This is a genomic window from Pseudofrankia sp. DC12 (assembly GCF_000966285.1).
In the GTDB taxonomy this organism is placed as follows: domain Bacteria; phylum Actinomycetota; class Actinomycetes; order Frankiales; family Frankiaceae; genus Pseudofrankia.
The window spans coordinates 6,467,238-6,482,870 of the sequence record NZ_KQ031391.1; the positions used below are offsets into that span (position 1 = coordinate 6,467,238).

General features: G+C 73.5%; 15 protein-coding genes. 8 read left to right on the forward strand and 7 right to left on the reverse strand.

The features are described from left to right. Nucleotides 1-114: 114 nt before the first annotated feature. Entirely contained in the window at nt 115-1,773 is a 1,659-nt protein-coding gene (locus tag FRADC12_RS26155; protein ID WP_045878600.1) for a permease family protein, read from the forward strand. A gap of 226 nt (nt 1,774-1,999) precedes the next feature. On the opposite strand, the gene FRADC12_RS26160 is transcribed toward FRADC12_RS26155, so the two are convergent. The 3 genes from FRADC12_RS26160 to FRADC12_RS26170 form a co-directional block, all read right to left on the reverse strand. After that, nucleotides 2,000-2,326: a hypothetical protein gene (locus tag FRADC12_RS26160; protein WP_045878601.1), complete on the reverse strand. Its 327-nt coding sequence runs from the start codon at nt 2,324-2,326 to the stop codon at nt 2,000-2,002. A gap of 95 nt (nt 2,327-2,421) precedes the next feature. Further along, complete coding sequence (locus tag FRADC12_RS26165) at nt 2,422-5,196, reverse strand: SpoIIE family protein phosphatase (protein ID WP_045880263.1); 2,775 nt, start codon at nt 5,194-5,196, stop codon at nt 2,422-2,424. 392 nt (nt 5,197-5,588) lie between these two features. Beyond that, nucleotides 5,589-5,942: a hypothetical protein gene (locus FRADC12_RS26170; protein ID WP_045878602.1), complete on the reverse strand. Its 354-nt coding sequence runs from the start codon at nt 5,940-5,942 to the stop codon at nt 5,589-5,591. Nucleotides 5,943-6,039: 97 nt separating this feature from the next. Between FRADC12_RS26170 and FRADC12_RS26175 the strand changes: the two genes are divergently transcribed. Beyond that, on the forward strand, nt 6,040-6,447 hold the full coding sequence (locus FRADC12_RS26175; RefSeq protein WP_045878603.1) for a VOC family protein: 408 nt from the start codon (nt 6,040-6,042) through the stop codon (nt 6,445-6,447). Between the two features lie 12 nt (nt 6,448-6,459). Here FRADC12_RS26175 and FRADC12_RS26180 read toward each other — a convergent pair whose 3' ends face one another. The 4 genes from FRADC12_RS26180 to FRADC12_RS33600 are packed head-to-tail and all read right to left on the reverse strand — an operon-like array spanning nt 6,460 to nt 9,373. Next, nucleotides 6,460-7,488: a 1-acyl-sn-glycerol-3-phosphate acyltransferase gene (locus FRADC12_RS26180; RefSeq protein WP_045878604.1), complete on the reverse strand. Its 1,029-nt coding sequence runs from the start codon at nt 7,486-7,488 to the stop codon at nt 6,460-6,462. Next, on the reverse strand, nt 7,485-8,486 hold the full coding sequence (locus FRADC12_RS26185; protein ID WP_045878605.1) for a patatin-like phospholipase family protein: 1,002 nt from the start codon (nt 8,484-8,486) through the stop codon (nt 7,485-7,487). Before FRADC12_RS26185 ends, FRADC12_RS26180 begins: the two co-directional genes overlap by 4 nt. 60 nt (nt 8,487-8,546) lie before the next feature. Further along, a complete protein-coding gene (locus FRADC12_RS33595; protein WP_052711198.1) occupies nt 8,547-8,867 on the reverse strand; it encodes a type 1 periplasmic-binding domain-containing protein in 321 nt (106 codons plus the stop codon). Continuing rightward, nucleotides 8,864-9,373 (reverse strand): ABC transporter substrate-binding protein, encoded by a 510-nt coding sequence (locus FRADC12_RS33600; RefSeq protein WP_052711199.1) that lies wholly within the window; start codon nt 9,371-9,373, stop codon nt 8,864-8,866. Before FRADC12_RS33600 ends, FRADC12_RS33595 begins: the two co-directional genes overlap by 4 nt. 484 nt (nt 9,374-9,857) lie before the next feature. Here FRADC12_RS33600 and FRADC12_RS26195 point away from each other — a divergent pair, with 484 nt between their 5' ends. The 6 genes from FRADC12_RS26195 to FRADC12_RS26220 all read left to right on the forward strand — a co-directional run bounded on the left by FRADC12_RS26195 (nt 9,858) and on the right by FRADC12_RS26220 (nt 15,575). Then, nucleotides 9,858-10,805 (forward strand): expansin EXLX1 family cellulose-binding protein, encoded by a 948-nt coding sequence (locus FRADC12_RS26195; RefSeq protein ID WP_045878606.1) that lies wholly within the window; start codon nt 9,858-9,860, stop codon nt 10,803-10,805. A 312-nt stretch (nt 10,806-11,117) separates the two neighbouring features. After that, entirely contained in the window at nt 11,118-12,494 is a 1,377-nt protein-coding gene (locus FRADC12_RS26200; RefSeq protein WP_045878607.1) for an NADP-dependent succinic semialdehyde dehydrogenase, read from the forward strand. A 109-nt stretch (nt 12,495-12,603) separates the two neighbouring features. Then, nucleotides 12,604-13,203 (forward strand): hypothetical protein, encoded by a 600-nt coding sequence (locus tag FRADC12_RS26205; protein WP_045878608.1) that lies wholly within the window; start codon nt 12,604-12,606, stop codon nt 13,201-13,203. Between the two features lie 272 nt (nt 13,204-13,475). After that, nucleotides 13,476-13,694, forward strand: coding sequence for a CbtB domain-containing protein (locus FRADC12_RS26210; RefSeq protein ID WP_084011423.1), 219 nt, complete (start codon nt 13,476-13,478; stop codon nt 13,692-13,694). A 15-nt stretch (nt 13,695-13,709) separates the two neighbouring features. After that, nucleotides 13,710-14,585 carry a CbtA family protein gene (locus tag FRADC12_RS26215; RefSeq protein WP_045878610.1) on the forward strand — a complete coding sequence of 292 codons (876 nt, stop codon included), beginning with the start codon at nt 13,710-13,712 and terminating at the stop codon, nt 14,583-14,585. Between the two features lie 135 nt (nt 14,586-14,720). Continuing rightward, complete coding sequence (locus FRADC12_RS26220) at nt 14,721-15,575, forward strand: glycosyltransferase (RefSeq protein WP_045878611.1); 855 nt, start codon at nt 14,721-14,723, stop codon at nt 15,573-15,575. Nucleotides 15,576-15,633: the final 58 nt, after the last annotated feature.

Consider the following 15,633-nt stretch of genomic DNA (forward strand, 5'->3'; position numbering starts at 1 on the left):
AGCCGCGCCGCGGCCGTGCCCACAGTGAACCTTTTCCATTGCCGTTGGCGAGCAGGACCGACCTGGATCACGAGACGCACAAATGGAAAAGGCTCAGTCATTGAGGAGTCTGTCATGGTGAAGTTTCCAGGGACGGGCGGCACAGCGGCCGCCGGTCCGCCGCTGTGGGTCCGGGGGGACCTCAACGCGTTCTTCGGGCTCGGTATCAACGTCCTGGTCAACGTCCTCGTCCTGACCGGCCTCTGTATCGGTGTCGTCGGGATTCCGAAGGGCGACGTGCTCGGCACGATTCTGCCGGCGCTGGGCATCGCGCTGATCATCGGGAACGTGTACTACACCTATCTGGGCCGCCGGCTCGCGGCGAAGACGGGCCGGACCGACGTCACGGCGATGCCGTACGGCCCCAGCGTGCCGCACATGTTCATCGTCACGTTCGTCATCATGCTGCCGATCTATCTGAAGACGAAGGACCCGTTCAAGGCCTGGGAAGCGGGCATGGCGTGGGCCTTCATCATCGGCGTGATCGTCATGCTCGGCGCGTTCGTCGGCCCCACGATCCGCCGGTACGCGCCCCGCGCAGCGATGCTGGGCACCCTGGCGGGTATCTCGGTCGCGTTCATCTCGATGCGGCCGGCCGGGCAGATGTGGGAGGCGGCCTGGATCTCGCTGCCGGTCTTCGCCCTGCTCATCGTCGGCCTGATGACCGACATCAAGCTGCCCTTCAACCTGCCGATCGGCGCGGTCGCGCTGCTGCTGGGCACGGCGATCGGCTGGGCCGGTGGCTACATGCACCCGCCGGAGGTGACCTCGGCGGCCAAGGACATCGCGCTGGCCCTGCCCGACTTCCGGTTCGACATGCTCTTCCACGGCCTGAAGGACCTCTCGCCGCTGCTGGCCACTGCCATCCCGCTCGGCGTCTACAACTTCACCGAGGGCATGACCAACGTGGAGAGCGCCGCCTCCGCGGGTGACAGCTACAACCTGCGTGCGATCCTGCTGGCCGACGGCTTCGGCGCCGTGATCGGCTCCTGCCTGGGCTCGCCATTCCCGCCGGCCGTCTACATCGGCCACCCGGGCTGGAAGGGCGCCGGCGGCCGCACCGGCTACTCGCTGGCGACCGGACTGGTGATCGCGCTCCTGTGCTTCTTCAGCCTGTTCAGCCTGCTCGGCTCGATCCTGCCGCTGCCCGCGATCGTGCCGATCCTGCTCTACATCGGCCTGCTGATCGGTGCCCAGGCCTTCCAGGTCTCGCCCCGGGCGCACGCGGCGGCGGTGGTCGCGGCCCTCTTGCCCAACATCGCCTCGTGGGCGACCGGCCTGATGGACAACGTGCTGTCCGCCGCAGGCACGAGCGCGAGCCAGGTCGGCTACGACAAGATCAACCAGGCGGGAGTCGTCTACAAGGGCCTGATGATCTTTGGTGAGGGGGCGATCCTCGCCGGCCTGGTCCTGGGCTCGATCGTCGCCTTCATCATCGACAAACGGTTCGTCTCGGCGGCGATCTTCTCGGCGATCGGCTCGGTGCTGTCGTTCATCGGCCTGATCCACGGACCCAAGGTCGAGTGGGACGCCAACGGCCAGGTGGCGCTGGGCTACCTGATCCTGGCCGCCGTCTGCGTCGCCTTCGCGCTGACGAAGCCGGCGCCGCGGGTGCCGGACGCCGACGAGATCGAGCTGGAGCGCATCCACGGGGTGCCCCAGCAGGTCAAGAAGAAGGACAAGGACGGCGAGGAGGCCCCCGCGGCGGAGGTCCCGGCCGCAGCCACGGGCTGACCGGGCTGACGCGCGGCCCGGTGCCGGGGGGCACCGGGCCGTCCCGCGATCAGGCCGGCGAGGCGCGCACATGACCCGGCGCGCCCCGCCGGCCGTTCGGCGTGGGGCGCCAGAGCCGCCGCCGACAAGGTTGGCCCGGTCCCCGCGCCCTCATGATCGCTTTTTCGACCCACCGGATGGTCGTAGCTAGGGCTGTTTCGCAGCCACCAGAGATCCTGCTGGCTAATTACACGCAGCTTCGATTCGGTTGGGACTGGCCGCCGATCAGGGGGCGAGCGGTCGCTCCGGCGTCTGTTGTGCCGCCCGGGGGATCGGCGATGAGGTCGTCAGCGGCCGGCTCGTCCACGTGGCTCCCGCCGGGGGCGTACTCCGTGCCGGACGGCGAGTCGAGCGGGGCCGAGGCCGTCGCCTCGATCGGATCCGCCTCGATCGGGTCCACGCCGTGGACGCCGGTGTCGGATGCGGCCGGCGTGGCCACCTGGTCGTCCCTGTCGACGGGCTCCTCCACCGGCGGGACGACCAGAGGTTCGTCGCCCGCGGGCGTGACGGCCACCGGCTCGTCCGCCTCCCCAAGGGTTGGACATCACCGGCTCCGGGCGGCGGCCGGCGCGGGCGGCGCGGTGTGGGCCTGTTGAGGCCGGCCGAAAGCTAGGCCGTGAGGGAGACGGCGAGCAGGGCGGTGTCGTCGTGGCTGCCTCGGGTGAGGGCGGCCACCGCCCGCTCGCACAGGTCCTCGGGCCCGGCCGCTCCGGCGGCGGCGGTCCGCAGCAGGGCCATTCCCTCGTCGGCCGAGCGGTCCCGGTCCTCGACCAGGCCGTCGGTGTACAGCAGCAGGCTGCTGCCCGGGTCGAACGGCACCACTGTCTCGGAGTACGTCGTCCCGGCGGCGCCGGCGCCCAGCGGTGGCCCCGGCTCGACCGTCACGAAACGCGGCTCGCCGTGCGGCGGCAGCACCAGCGGAGGCAGATGGCCGGCGGAGGCGACCCGAAGCTCGCGGGCCGCCGGGTCCAGGACCGCCATCGCCACGGTGGTGATCTGCTCCTGTTCGAGCCGGCCTACCGCGGCGTCCAGCTGGAGCAGGACCGTCTCGGCCGGCAGCCCGGCTGTCGCGTTCGCCCGGGCGAACGCGCGCAGCTGGCCCATCGTCGCGGCCGCCTGGATGCCGCGTCCCATCACGTCTCCGATCACCAGCGCGATCGTGCCGTCCTCCAGGGGCAGCACGTCGTACCAGTCGCCTCCGACGAGCGAGTCGGCGCCGGCGGGAAGGTAGCGCCAGGCGAACTCCACGCCGTCGACCAGCGGCAGCCGCTGGGGCAGCAGGATGCGCTGCAGCGTCAGCGCGGTCCGGCGCTCCTGCCGGTACTGCCGGGCGTGCACGAGCGCCACGGCGGCCCGGTCGGCGACGTCCCCGGCCAGGCTCACGTCGTCGGCGGGGAACCCCGCCGACCGGCGCAGCCCGAGTACGGCGACGGTCGCGCCGCCGATCCGCAGCGGAACGGCCAGCACCCCCGGCGCCTGCGGCGAGGCGGCGCCGAGATCGGTACTGGGCTCGGCGGGGCGGCCGGACGCGGCCGCGGCGACTCCCCCCACGGTGACGGCCGTGCCGCGCCGCGCCGCGAGGCGCATCGCCGGAGCCTGCCCCGGATCCAGCGGCCGTGGCCCGCCGTCCCCGGCGCCGGTGCCGGTCTCGGCCGCCAGCCAAGGCTGGGTGTCCGGCTCCTCCAGGTAGACGGCCGCGTAGTCGGCGAGGTCGGGGACGACGAGCCGGACCAGCTGGCGCAGCGTCTCGCCCTCGTCGAGCCGGGCGGTCAGCCGCTTGGTCGCCGTCGCGAGAAAGCTCATCCGCGCCCGGGCTTCCCGCTCGGCCGCGAACAGCCTGGCCCGCTCCAGCGCCAGCGCGCACTGCGCGGCGAGCGTCTCGGCGAAGACGCGGTCCTGCGGGCCGAACAGGTGCGGGTAGTCGAACGAGAACCGCAGAGCGCCGAGCACCTCGCCGCCGGCCGACATCGGCAGCGCGCACAGCGACACGGTGCCCGGCTCCAGCTCGCGTAGCTGCGGATAGCGCTCCTGCGTCTCGTGGACGGACTCCAGCCAGACCGCCTCGCCCGCGCGGATCGCCTCGGCGGCCGGCAGCGCCGCGTCGCGCCGCTCGGCCTGCAGCTGGGCGACCAGCTCGCGTGGGTAACCGACGGCGCCCGGCACGGCGAACAGGTCGGGGCCATGCGGTACCAGCAGGCTGCCGCCGCTCGCGCCGAGCGCGGCGACCCCCTCGGTCAGGACCACCTCGGCGACCTGCTCCGGGCGGGTCGTCGACGCGAGGGCCGCGGTGACCACCTGCAGGCTGGAGCCGCGCTCCGCGGCGCGCCGGGCGGCGGACGCCTCCGTCAGGGCGCCGAGCAGGAACTCCTCGAAGGTGGGTGGCGCCGGCGGCGGCTCCCCGCTGCCGGCGGCGCGCAGCTGGGTGACCAGCGAGGAGATGTACCAGTGGCGGAACGCGCGGTGCGTCGGCGGGGTCTCCACAGTCAGCAGCCGGGCGGCCCTGGCGTACTCGTCCGCCCGGTCGATCGCCTCCAGGTACTCCTCGGCCGCGTCCGCCGCCGCGACGGGCAGCACCAGTTCCAGGGAGGTGCGCGGCCGACCTGACGCGGCCGCGGTCAGCGCCTGGCGGCGGATCGCCTGGCGCGGCTCGACGAACGTGGTGGCGACCACGAAGATCAGCTGGGTCAGTCGCGGCGGGACGGCCGCGGTCTCACCGCTAGTCGCGCCGCGGGAGGCCAGGGTGAACTCGCGGACGAGGTTGTCGACGTGGCCCTTCGCGGCCAGCAGCAGGTCGGTCGGGACGTCCCCGAGCCGGACCAGGAAGCGCTGCTCCGGGCTGGCATCGGGCCCCGCCTGCGCCGGGCCGGCCGCGTCGGGATCGCCGTCGGCCGGACCGGTCGTCTGGTCGACCGGCGTCAGGCCGGGCGCCGCCGCGGCGTCCGCCCGAAGACGGCGAACGGGCGCGGCGGCGCCCGCGGCGGCGGCGAACTCGACCCAGATCACCTTCCCGCCGCCGTCGGCCGTGGTTCCCCAGCGCGTCGCCACCGCGTCCAGGATCAGGATTCCGCGCCCGGTGAGGGATTCGGAGCCGGCGCGGCCGCGCAGTGGCGCGACCGGGCTCGCGTCCGCGACCTCCAGCCGAAGCCCGGCGCGGCTGGTCAGCAGCCGCATTGTGACCGGGGCCGCGCCGTGCAGCAGGGCGTTGGTCAGCAGCTCGCCGGCGACGAGGGCCACGTCGGTCTGCAGGGCGCGTAACCGTGGCTCGGCACCGGACAGTGTCGCCGAGACCAGCCGTCGCGAGCGTGACACGGCTCGCGTGTCGCTGTCCTCGTCGATGCAGACATCGACGAGGATCTCCCCGTCCGCGGCGGCCGAGCTCTCCACGGTCGCTAGGCCTCGCTCGCCCCCGTCGGAGGTCCGCCGCGGAACCTGTTCGCTCGGGCGGTCACAGTCCATCCCCTGGGTTGGTGCGCTGGCGGGTCCGTCGATCACGTGGAATCCGACCGTACACCGATTCACCGGGGTTGAGCTCGATCGGCGGCGGCGCGTACCGGCCCTCGGCGGGGGCCGGTCGGACCGCCTCGCAGCGGCTGAGCAGGCCGGTCACGATGCGCACAGGACACGCCGCCGGCCGTCGCCCTACCGCTGCCGGCGGTGGGCGGCGGCCGCACCAGCGCTCCCTGCCGTGCCGATGGTCGGTGTCGGCCGCCGGCGCCAACCCGCCGGCCCGGGTCGCGGCCCGGGGCCGTCGGAGCCTGGAGCCTGGTGCAGCCGGCTCAGGGCCTCGGGCGGTAGTTGGTGGTGGTCACCCGGCGGCGGAACCGCGTGGCGCGGTTCGCCGGGACCTCGTCGTAGGTCTCGACGTCAGGCGCACCGTCCGGGTAGACGATCGGCCCGTTCTCCTGGTAGGTGACACGCTGCCGCCGGCGCGGTGATGCGGCCGGCTCTGCCGCGGGGACCGGGCCGGCCCGGCCAACCAGCGTGGCCGGTGCCGACGCCGGCGAGCGGGCCCGGTCCGAGCCGGTGGCCTCGGCCGTCGCCGGGCTCGTGCCGGCGCTGCTCGCGGCGGGTGCCGCTCTGGTGCTGGCCGTCAGGTTCGCGGCCAGGCGGCGCCGGGCCGGATCCGGCAACGCCGGCCCGCGCCGATCCGGGGATTGACCTCAAGGCGGCTGGAGGTCTTACCGTCACAACATCAGGATTTGGCACGCAGACCGAATCGAGGCACAGGTGCCGTTCACCACTGGGCTCAACCACATCGCCACCATGACCGCCGACCTCGACAGGCTCGTGAAGTTCTATATCGACGCGTTCGGCGCCGAGACGACGTTCGAGATGGCCGCGCGCGAGGACCACCCTCGGATGGTGATCATCGACCTCGGCGGGGGCTCCGCTCTCAACGTCTTCGAGGTGTCGGCCGAGGACATCGTCGGGGACCGGCGCCGCCAGGGAGGCCGCGGCCCGATCGACCATTTCGGCCTGGCCGTCGACTCGCTGGCGAGTCTGGAGGCCACCCGCGACCGGCTGCGCGAGCTGGGCGCGGACATCGGGGAGATCCAGCGGCTCGGGTCGGAGTGGTCGCTGTTCTTCCGTGACCCGGACGGGATGGAGCTGGAGGTCTGCTGCCACGCCGGCTGACCGGACCGTTCCTCAGGCCTGGTAGGCGGGCTCGTCCGGATCGGCCGCGCCGGGGCCCTGCGCGTCGATCCAGGCGTCGACGACCGCCCACTGCATGGTCAGCCAGTCCGCGCGGTCCGTTCCGGGCGCGGGCAGCTCGGGGGAGGGGAACCACCACCAACGGACCTGCATCGGGTCGGCCAGTGGCAGCGCCCGCCAGATCTGGCCCGGGGTGACGAGCTCGTCCAGGCCGGTGTGGGCAACCACAGCCGTCCCCGCGACGGTCCGCGCGTCAAGCACGGCGAGCACCCCGGCCGGCCGCGGCGGGAGCACGTGCGCGAGGTCCTCGGCGACCCGTGCCCGCGCGGTGTGCCCGCGGCGGCGCAGGCCGACGATGACGCGGCGGCGGCGCCGGGCGGTGAATTTCGCCCCCTCCGGGAAGATGACCAGGGCGTCCGCGCCGGTCAGCCCGGCCGCGAGCGCGTGCACCCGGGCGATCGCCGTCGGGTCGGCGCCGTCCGTGCGCACGAAGCAGGCCCCGAGCCGGCCGAGCAGGATGTCGATCCCCGGGTCGAGCTGCAGGCTCGCCAGCCCGACCACCCGGGGGGCCCGCCGGTACCGGTTGAGCACGAGGTCGACGAGCGCGAACGAGTCGCCGGCGCCGGCGTGCCGGCTGGCCACGAGCACCGGCCCGCCGCCGCAGGGGACCGTCCCCGCGGGCGGCTCATGGACGGCGACCCGGAACCGCAGCAGCCGCCCGGCCGCCGATCGCAGCATCCCGAGCATGGCCCGCAACAGCGCGAGATGGGCCTGGTCCCACCGCGGCCGCAGGAGCGGCCGGGCCAGCCACAGCCCGAACCCGGCGACGATCACAGCGGCCTCGGCGAGCAGGTAGGCCGCGGCGAGCGCCGCGACCCTGCTCAGCCGCAGCCGCCGGTCGACCGGCGCGCCGACCAGCCCCAGCAGCGTCACGACGACGCCGAGACCGGCGCCCGCGACCGCGATGGGGATGAACGCCGGGTCGATGACGAGCCGACGGACGAGGCGGGGCGGCACCCTCACCTGGCGCCGCCCCGCCGGCCCGACCCGGCGGGTCTGGCGGTCGCGTCGCCGGCGTTCCCGTGCGCCCCGCGGGCCGCGGCGACGCCACCCTCCGGGCCGGCCGGTTCGGTCCCGCGGGGCGGGTCGGTCGGGGCCCCGCTGGTGACCCGTTCGAGGTACCCGGCGGTGGCCTCGTGCGCCCGCTCGATCCTGCGGCGCACGCCGGCGGCGGACCGGTAGCGCAGGCCCAGCAGCGGTGCCGCGTTCCCGTCGCCGACCGGCAGGACGTGCACCGTCACCCCCGCCGGCAGGGCCGCCACCGCGTCGGTGAACCCGCGGCGCCGGGCGATCTCGAACGCGACCAGCCCCGCCTCCCACGGCCAGCGTCCCGGCCGCAGCGGCCGCTCGATCCGCCCGACGTGCAGCACGTAGACCGTCCGCGCGCCGAGGGCCACGGCCCGCCCGACGGGGGTGCTCTCGACGAGACCCCCGTCCACGTAGTGCTCGTCGCCGATCTTCACCGGCGGGAGCAGGGCTGGCACGGCGCAGGAGGCCAGGACCGCGTCGACCAGCGGCACCGCCTCGTCCGGCTGCCCCGCGCCGAACCAGCGCGCCGCCGCGCGCTCGATGCTGGCCGCCACGCACCCGAAGCGCACCGGCAGCTCCTCGAACGTGGCGGCCAGATGCTCCTGCAACAGGTGGCGCAGCGGCGCGTTCGAGTGCAGGTAGCCGTGCTGCACCACCGTCGCGAGGCGTTTCGCCGGGCCGCCCGCGAACACGTCGGAGCTGCCCAGGTCCGACCACAGCTCGGTCAGCCGCCCGATCGCGGTGGGCGTGGGGTCGGCGGCGACCGCCGCGCCGTTGATGGCCCCGACCGACGTCCCGACGATCAGGTCGGGCCGGCAGCCGGCCTCCAGCAACGCGCCCAGCATGCCGACCTCGGCGGCACCGAGCACACCGCCGCCGCCGATCACGAACGCGACCGGGCCGGCCCGGGAGGTGGGTGAAACGATCGTCACGGGACGCTGCTACCCCCTACGTGCCCGCGGCGAACCCGGGCGTGGCGGCCGGGCGTGGCCTCACACGAGCGCGACGCCGCACCAGTAGCCGTCGTGGGCGAGCGCGGCGGGCGGCGGCACGGGGACGAGGCTGTGGCCGGCGGGGTCGACGTCGCGGAAGTTCTGGCACAGCATCGGCTGCTTCGGCTCGGCGAGGTCGACCGGGGAGACCAGGCCGGCGGCCGAGTAGGCGGTCACCTTCCGCAGGCTGTCGATGAAGGACTGGCGGGTCGGGCAGGGCCCGGCGAGGCGCAGCCCCTCGATCATCTCGTCAGCGCCCACGTAGCCGCCGATGGCGAGCTCGTCCGACGGGTCCTCCACCACGGGGGCGTAGATGCTCATCGCCTTCTGGTAGCGGCCCGCGCCGGGGAGCCGTGCGCGGCGACCGGCGACATGATCGTCCTCCCGGCCATGTCGGCGCCGCGCTGGGCGACCAGGCTGGGGCTGGTCCCGCTGGAGTTCAGAGCCACGTTCAGCTTGACGCGGAGGGCTTTCGTCTGCGCGTAAATGTCGATGAAGGGGCCGGGCTGGGCCGCCCCGATCAGGGTGTTGGCGCCGGACTTCTTCAGCTGGTCAGCGACCAGGGCCGCGCTGGTGGCCCCTTCGGTGAAGGTCACCTCGCCCGCGAGCTCGATTCCCCGGCTCGCCAGGCTCGGGACCAGCTGCCCCGCGAGGCTGCTGGACGTCGGCACGTTCGGGTCGACGACGATCAGGGCCCGCCTGCCGTCCTGCGCCCTCACGAAGTCCCCGAACACGGTGGTCCCGACCTTGTCGAACAGGCTGCCGGAGTGAAAGAGGTTGGGGTAGTCGCTCCAGGCCGCGCTGGTGGCGGTGCCGGTGACCGGCACACCGTCCTTCGCGAGCCAGCCCGCAGCCGGCCAGCGCGCCGGGTAAGCCGACCACCATCGCCGCGATCACGGCGGTCGTCCGTCGGGCTGGACCACCAGAGACCCCCATGTGCCGCCTCCAGAGGGAAGGTCCGGCCGAGGTTCGCGACTCGGATCCGCGTCGCCGTCGTCGATGGGAGCCCCGGCGACCCGCCCCCGAGATCGGGTGCCGCGCTGGAGGTTCTCCAGATCATGCACGTCGACCGTGTGCCCCGCCACTTGGTCGCGCTCCGCGAGTGCCCGGATGGTATCGCGCGAGCGGCGCCCGGAGCGAGGCCCCGGCACCGCCGGCGGCCGCGTCCCGGCCACCGGCCGGTCCATCGGCGCACAACGTTTCGCCATGAATTGCAAGGCTCGCGCCCTGCCGGCCGGCCGGCGATCGTCACGAGCTAGCGTCTGCTGGCGAGTGGTAGGACCGCGTTGTTCCGGCCAGGAGGGTGCTCTGGTGTCCCTGAGCTGGCCTTTCCGCGCCGCGAAACACCGGGCCGCGCCCGTTGTGGCCACGCTCGCGGTCGCCGTCCTCGCGCTCGTGGGCTGCGGTTCCGTGACGAGCACCGGAACGCCCGAGCCCGCCCCGAGCATGGCCGCGGCAGCCTTCCCGACCCGGTTCGCGGTCGTGGACGCGCTGGCCGCCACCCTCACTCCGTCGGCCAGCCCGTCCGCGACCCCAACCGTTCCGGCGAGCACGACGCCACCGGTGCCGTCCGGGTCGCCGGGCCCCTCCACGGCGGTCCCGGCCAGTACCAGCAGCGCCCCGGCCCCGCCTCGCGTGCCGGTGGCCGCCGGCCGGATTCGGCCCGGCGCCGTCTACTCCGGCCGGGCGACGGAGCACGACGCCGGCAGCGGCGACGGCAACTGCCTGCTCGGGTCGAGCGACTCCGCCATGCAGGTGGTCGCGATGAACGAGGTGGACTACGACAACGCCCGTTCCTGTGGCGCCTACCTTGAGGTGACGGGGCCGGGCGGGAGCACCGTCGTGAAGGTCGTCGACCGGTGCCCCGAGTGCCCCGCCGGCGCTCTCGACCTCAGCCAGCAGGCGTTCGACCGGATCGCGGGCGGCGCCCAGGGCGGGCTCGACAAGGTCACCTGGCGGCTGGTGAGCCCGGCCGACATCGGCCCGCTCGAGTTCCAGGTCAAGAAGGAGTCCTCCCAGTGGTGGGTGTCGCTCCAGGTCCGTAACCACCGCAACCCGGTCGTGTCCCTGGAGATCCAGCGCGGCGGCCAGTGGGTCGCGGTGGAGCGCCAGATGTACAACTACTTCGAGTCCGAGGGCTTCGGGGCCGGCCCGTTCACCGTGCGGGTCACCGACCTGTACGGCCAGCAGATCGTCGCCACGGTCAACCTGACGCCCGGCGCGGTGCAGACGACCAACACCCAGTTCACCCGCCACTGAGCGCCCGGCACCGCCCGGCACCGCCCGGCCGCGTCCGGGCTGGGGCTTGCCCGCGACCCGTTCCGCTCGACAAATGAGCAGGTGCTCATCACTCGAGGTGCCGGAGCCGGAACGGAAGAGCCTACTAGAAGGCTGGGAGCGGGCCGGGGCGGCCACGAGTTTGTAGCGAGCGTTCGCTCCGGATGCTACGGTCCGCCGGGGGGAAGGATCGGCTCGACTCCGGCTTTCCTCGCAAGATCGGCTCCAACCCGGCTTTGTCACGACGACCCCGGGTACTGGACGGCGCATCTAGGCCTTCAAGGAGAGAGTGGCATGGCGATCCAGAGCATCAACCCAGCGACCGGCGCCGTCCTGAAGACCTTCGACGCGCTGGACGCCGACGAGATCGACAGCAGGCTGGCGCTGGCGGCCGCAACGTTCGCCAGCTACCGGCGCACGACGTTCGCCGGACGCGCCGCCCTGATGCGCGCGGCGGCCGACCTGCTCGACGCCGGGCGGGGTGACATCGCTGTCACGATGACGGCCGAGATGGGCAAGACGGTCGCCTCCGCCGCGGCCGAGGCTGCCAAGTGCGCCAAGGCGATGCGCTTCTACGCCGAGCACGCGGAGGCCTTCCTCGCGGACGAGCCGCTGGACGACCCGTCCGTCGTCGGCGCGAGCCGGGCGTACGCGCGCTACCAGCCGATCGGCCCGGTGCTCGCCGTGATGCCGTGGAACTTCCCGCTCTGGCAGGTCACCCGGTTCGCCGCGCCCGCGCTGATGGCCGGCAACGTCGGCCTGCTCAAGCACGCCTCCAACGTCCCGCAGTGCGCGCTCTACCTGGAGGACCTCTTCCTGCGGGCCGGCTTCCCCCGCGGCGCCTTCCAGACACTGCTGATCGGCGCCGGCCAGGTGGAGTCCGTGCTGCGCGACCCGCGGGTGGCCGGCGCGGCGGTGACCGGCAGCGAGCCGGCCGGCCAGTCGGTCGCCGCGATCTGCGGCGACGAGATCAAGAAGACCGTGCTGGAGCTCGGCGGCAGCGACCCGTTCGTGGTCATGCCGTCGGCCGACCTGGAGCGGGCGGCGACGGTCGCCGTGACGGCCCGCTGCCAGAACAACGGCCAGTCCTGCATCGCCGCGAAGCGGTTCATCGTCCACGACGCCGTCTACGACGAGTTCGCCCGGCTGTTCACCGAGAAGATGGCCGCGCTGACGGTTGGCGATCCCATGACCGACGGTGTCGACGTCGGCCCGGTCGCGACCGAGCAGGGCCGGGTCGACCTGGAGGAGCTGCTCGACGACGCCGTCGCCAAGGGCGCCTCCGTGCTGTGCGGCGGCAAGGCGCCCGCTGGGCCGGGCTGGTTCTTCCCCCCGACGGTCGTCGCCGAGGTCACTCCCGCCATGCGGCTCTACCTGGAGGAGACGTTCGGGCCGCTCGCGGCCCTCTACCGGGCGCCGGACCTCGACACGGCCCTGGAGATCGCCAACGCCACCTCGTTCGGGCTCAGCTCGAACGCCTGGACGACGGACCCGGCCGAGCAGGAGCGGTTCGCGAACGAGCTGGTCGCCGGCGCGGTCTTCATCAACGGCATGACGACCTCGTACCCGGAGCTCCCGTTCGGCGGGGTCCGCCGCTCCGGCTACGGGCGTGAGCTGGGCGCCGTCGGCATCCGGGAGTTCTGCAACCAGAAGACCGTCTGGGTGGGCTGAGCCGACCGCCGGCTCGCGGTCGGGCCTCCTGGCCGCGGCTCTATCGTGTCGTCATGCGGATGCTGGTTGTCGAGGACGCGGCCGCGGCGCGGGACATCATGGCTGCGGGGTGACCCCCGGGGAGCGCCGGACCCTGGAAGCCGTCCGGGACGAGCTGGCGCGGCTGGTGCGCTACGACGACGAGTCGCTGGTCCACGACACCTGGATCCGGCAGCGCTACGAGGGCGGGCTCGCCGGGACGTACGCCCCCGCCCGGGCCGAGGCGGTGACCACGGCCTGGCACGAGGCGGGGCACGCGGTCGCGGTGCTCGCCGTCGCCGCCCGGTTCAGCTCGGCCTCGATCCGGGCCGGCGCGCGAAGCTACGGGCGGGTGCACTCGATCACCGGTGGCGGCCCGGACGCGTTCGTGATCGCCGCCGGCGGACGGGTCGGGGAGGGGCTGCGGCGCTGGACGCTGCTGTCGTCCGACGCCGACGTCCGGTCCTTCCTGGCGTCGTGGCGGGACGACGGCGGCGACGCCCGGCGCTTCCGGGCCGGCCTGGGCGCCAGCCCGTTCGCCGGCGACGAGGTGAGCGCCTGGCGGTACTGCGTGGACCAGCTGACGCCGTGGCGGCCGGGTGTCCGGTCGCTGGCGCGCGGCCTGCTGGTCTGGCCACGCCACCTGCCATACGCGGTGGCGGCGGAGCTCGCCGGTCCGCCTCCCGCCTGACACCGGGAGGCGGTCCGACGCCCGCCCGCCGGGCCTCGCGCAGGCCGGGGCCGGTCGCCGGTGATGTGAGCTGATCGGCAGAACGTTGACAGTTTCTGGTAACCCCCGCACACTGCGAACGCGATCTGTAGGTGGAAGCCGGTGTGAGTCCGGCGCGGTCGCGCCACTGTGACCGAGCTTTCCCCGCCCGTCGGGGTGGCCGCTCGGGAGTCAGACCCACCTGCCGGCCGAGTCCGATTGTTCAGGGACGCGTGATCCCGAAGGGGGCTACCGTGAGTACTGCTGCGCCCGGCACCGAGGCGTATGGCCAGTCGATTTCCTCACCGATCACGGCGCGAGCGCTGTGGCTTGGGGGAGTCCTGATTCTCTCGCTGCTGCTCTACTACTTCATCGGCGTCGACCAGGGCGCGACGTCGCTGTTTGGTCAGGACAGCCACATCCACGAGTTCGTCCACGACTCGCGGCACTTCCTCGGCTTCCCCTGCCACTGAGCGGCGGGAGCCACGATGGAATCACGTTTCATCTATCGTGCGCTCGTTGTCGGCGCCTTCGGCGGGCTGCTGGCATTCGTGTTCGCGCGGATCTTCGCCGAGCCGTTCATCCAGAGCGCGATCGACTACGAGTCGGGCCGTGACGAGGCCCAGGCCGCGCTGGACAAGGCGGCCGGCCTGCCGGTCAGCGCCGGGGACGCGGAGATCTTCAGCCGGTCGGTCCAGCGCAACTTCGGTATCGCCACCGGGATGGTCCTGTTCGGGCTGGCGATGGGTGGCCTGTTCGTCGTGGCCTACCTGATGCTGTCGCGCCGTTTCCCGGGGCTTCGGCCACGGGTGCTCGCGGCTCTCGTCGCGGCGGCTGGTTTCGTCGGCGTCTACCTGGTGCCGTTCGTGAAGTACCCGGCCAACCCGCCCGCGATCGGCCACTCCGAGACGATCGGCGACCGCAGTGCGGTCTATCTGGCGATGGTTGGCATCTCGATTGTCGCGCTTATCCTCGCCGTGGTCGCTGGCTACCGGCTCGCCGGGCGTTTCGGGGCCTGGAACGCGAGCCTTCTCGCGGCGTTCGGGTTTGTCGTGGTGATCTCGGTGGCGATGGCGTTGCTGCCGGCGCTGGGGCATTTCCCGCTGAACGAGGCCCAGTACGGCAAGCACGCGACCGAGACCCCGCAGCCGCTGCTCGGACCGGACGGCAAGATCGTCTATCCGGGGTTCCCCGCGGATGTGCTGTTCAAGTTCCGGCTCTACTCGGTGATCGCCCAGATGATTATGTGGGCGACGATCGGCCTCGCGTTCGGCGCGCTGGCCGAGCGGGCCGCCGCGAAGGCGAAGGCCCCCGCGGCGGCTCGTCCGGCGGCAGCCGTCGCGTCGCCGTCCCCGGCGGCCTGACCGTCACCCACCCACCCACCCAGCCATCCCGGCCGGGCCCGGCGGGCCGCCTCACCGCGGCCTGCCGGGCTCGCGTCGCCGCGCGGACCGCCCCCTGTTTCCGCGCGGACCACCCTTTGCTGTAGCACTTGGTTCGTGCAGCCTCTCTCGGTCGTCATCGTTCACCGCAACCAGCCGGAGCGCCTCGTCGACACGATCGACGCGTTCCGCGCGCAGGACCTTCCTGTCGCGATCACGATCGTCGACAACGGATCCACCGTCATGCCGCCGGTCGAGGCAGCCGACGTCGCCGTCGTGCTGACCGGCGGGAACCACGGTTTCGGGCCGGCCGCCAACGTCGGCTACCGCAAGTTCCTCGCCGACCAGGACGCCGGGGAATGGGTGGTGCTCGCGCCGCACGACGCGCTGCCCGAGCCCACCTGCCTGAGCCACATGCTGCGCGTGCTCGCCGGGCAGCCACGGGCGGGCCTGGCCTGCGCCGACGTCGGCGACGGGACGACGCCCGTCGTCGACCCCTACTTCGGCGGGATCCTCGTGCCCGCGAGCGTCGACTCCGGATGGGAGAAGGCCGGCCATCCGCACGGCACGCTGATGTTCGCGCGACGGGCCTGCCTCGACGAGGTCGGGATCTTCGACGAGCGCTACTTCGCCTACTGCGAGGAGGCCGACCTCGCGCTGCGGGCCCGGGACGCGGGCTGGGAGTCCGGGCTCGTCCGCGGCGCCATGGTGAAGAACGCCTACGTCGGCTCGACCGCCGCGGTGATCGACTACCTGCAGCTGCGGAACACGCTGCTGCTCGTGCGGGAGCACTCCGGGCGCTACCACGTGTTCATCCGGTTCTGCATCGCGCTGATCGACCTCGCCACGGGCGCGGTCCTGCCGGCCCGGCGCGGCCCGTACTGGAACGTCCGGGCCCGGCTGCGGGCGCTGGCCGACTTCCTGCGCGGCCGCTACGGCCCGCCGCCTGCGGACCTGCTCGTCCAGCGGTGACGCCGCCCGCCTGCCGCCCCGCGCCGCACGGCTGGCCGGGGCGACAGGCGGCTTGGGG

Coding starts and splice junctions, on each gene's coding strand:
- FRADC12_RS26155 (WP_045878600.1), top strand. CDS start 115: ATGGTGAAGTTTCCAGGGACGGGCGGCACAGCGGCCGCCGGTCCGCCG.
- FRADC12_RS33595 (WP_052711198.1), bottom strand. CDS start 8,867: ATGAGCATCTACGCCCCCGTGGTGGAGGACCCGTCGGACGAGCTCGCC.
- FRADC12_RS26200 (WP_045878607.1), top strand. CDS start 11,118: ATGGCGATCCAGAGCATCAACCCAGCGACCGGCGCCGTCCTGAAGACC.
- FRADC12_RS26215 (WP_045878610.1), top strand. CDS start 13,710: ATGGAATCACGTTTCATCTATCGTGCGCTCGTTGTCGGCGCCTTCGGC.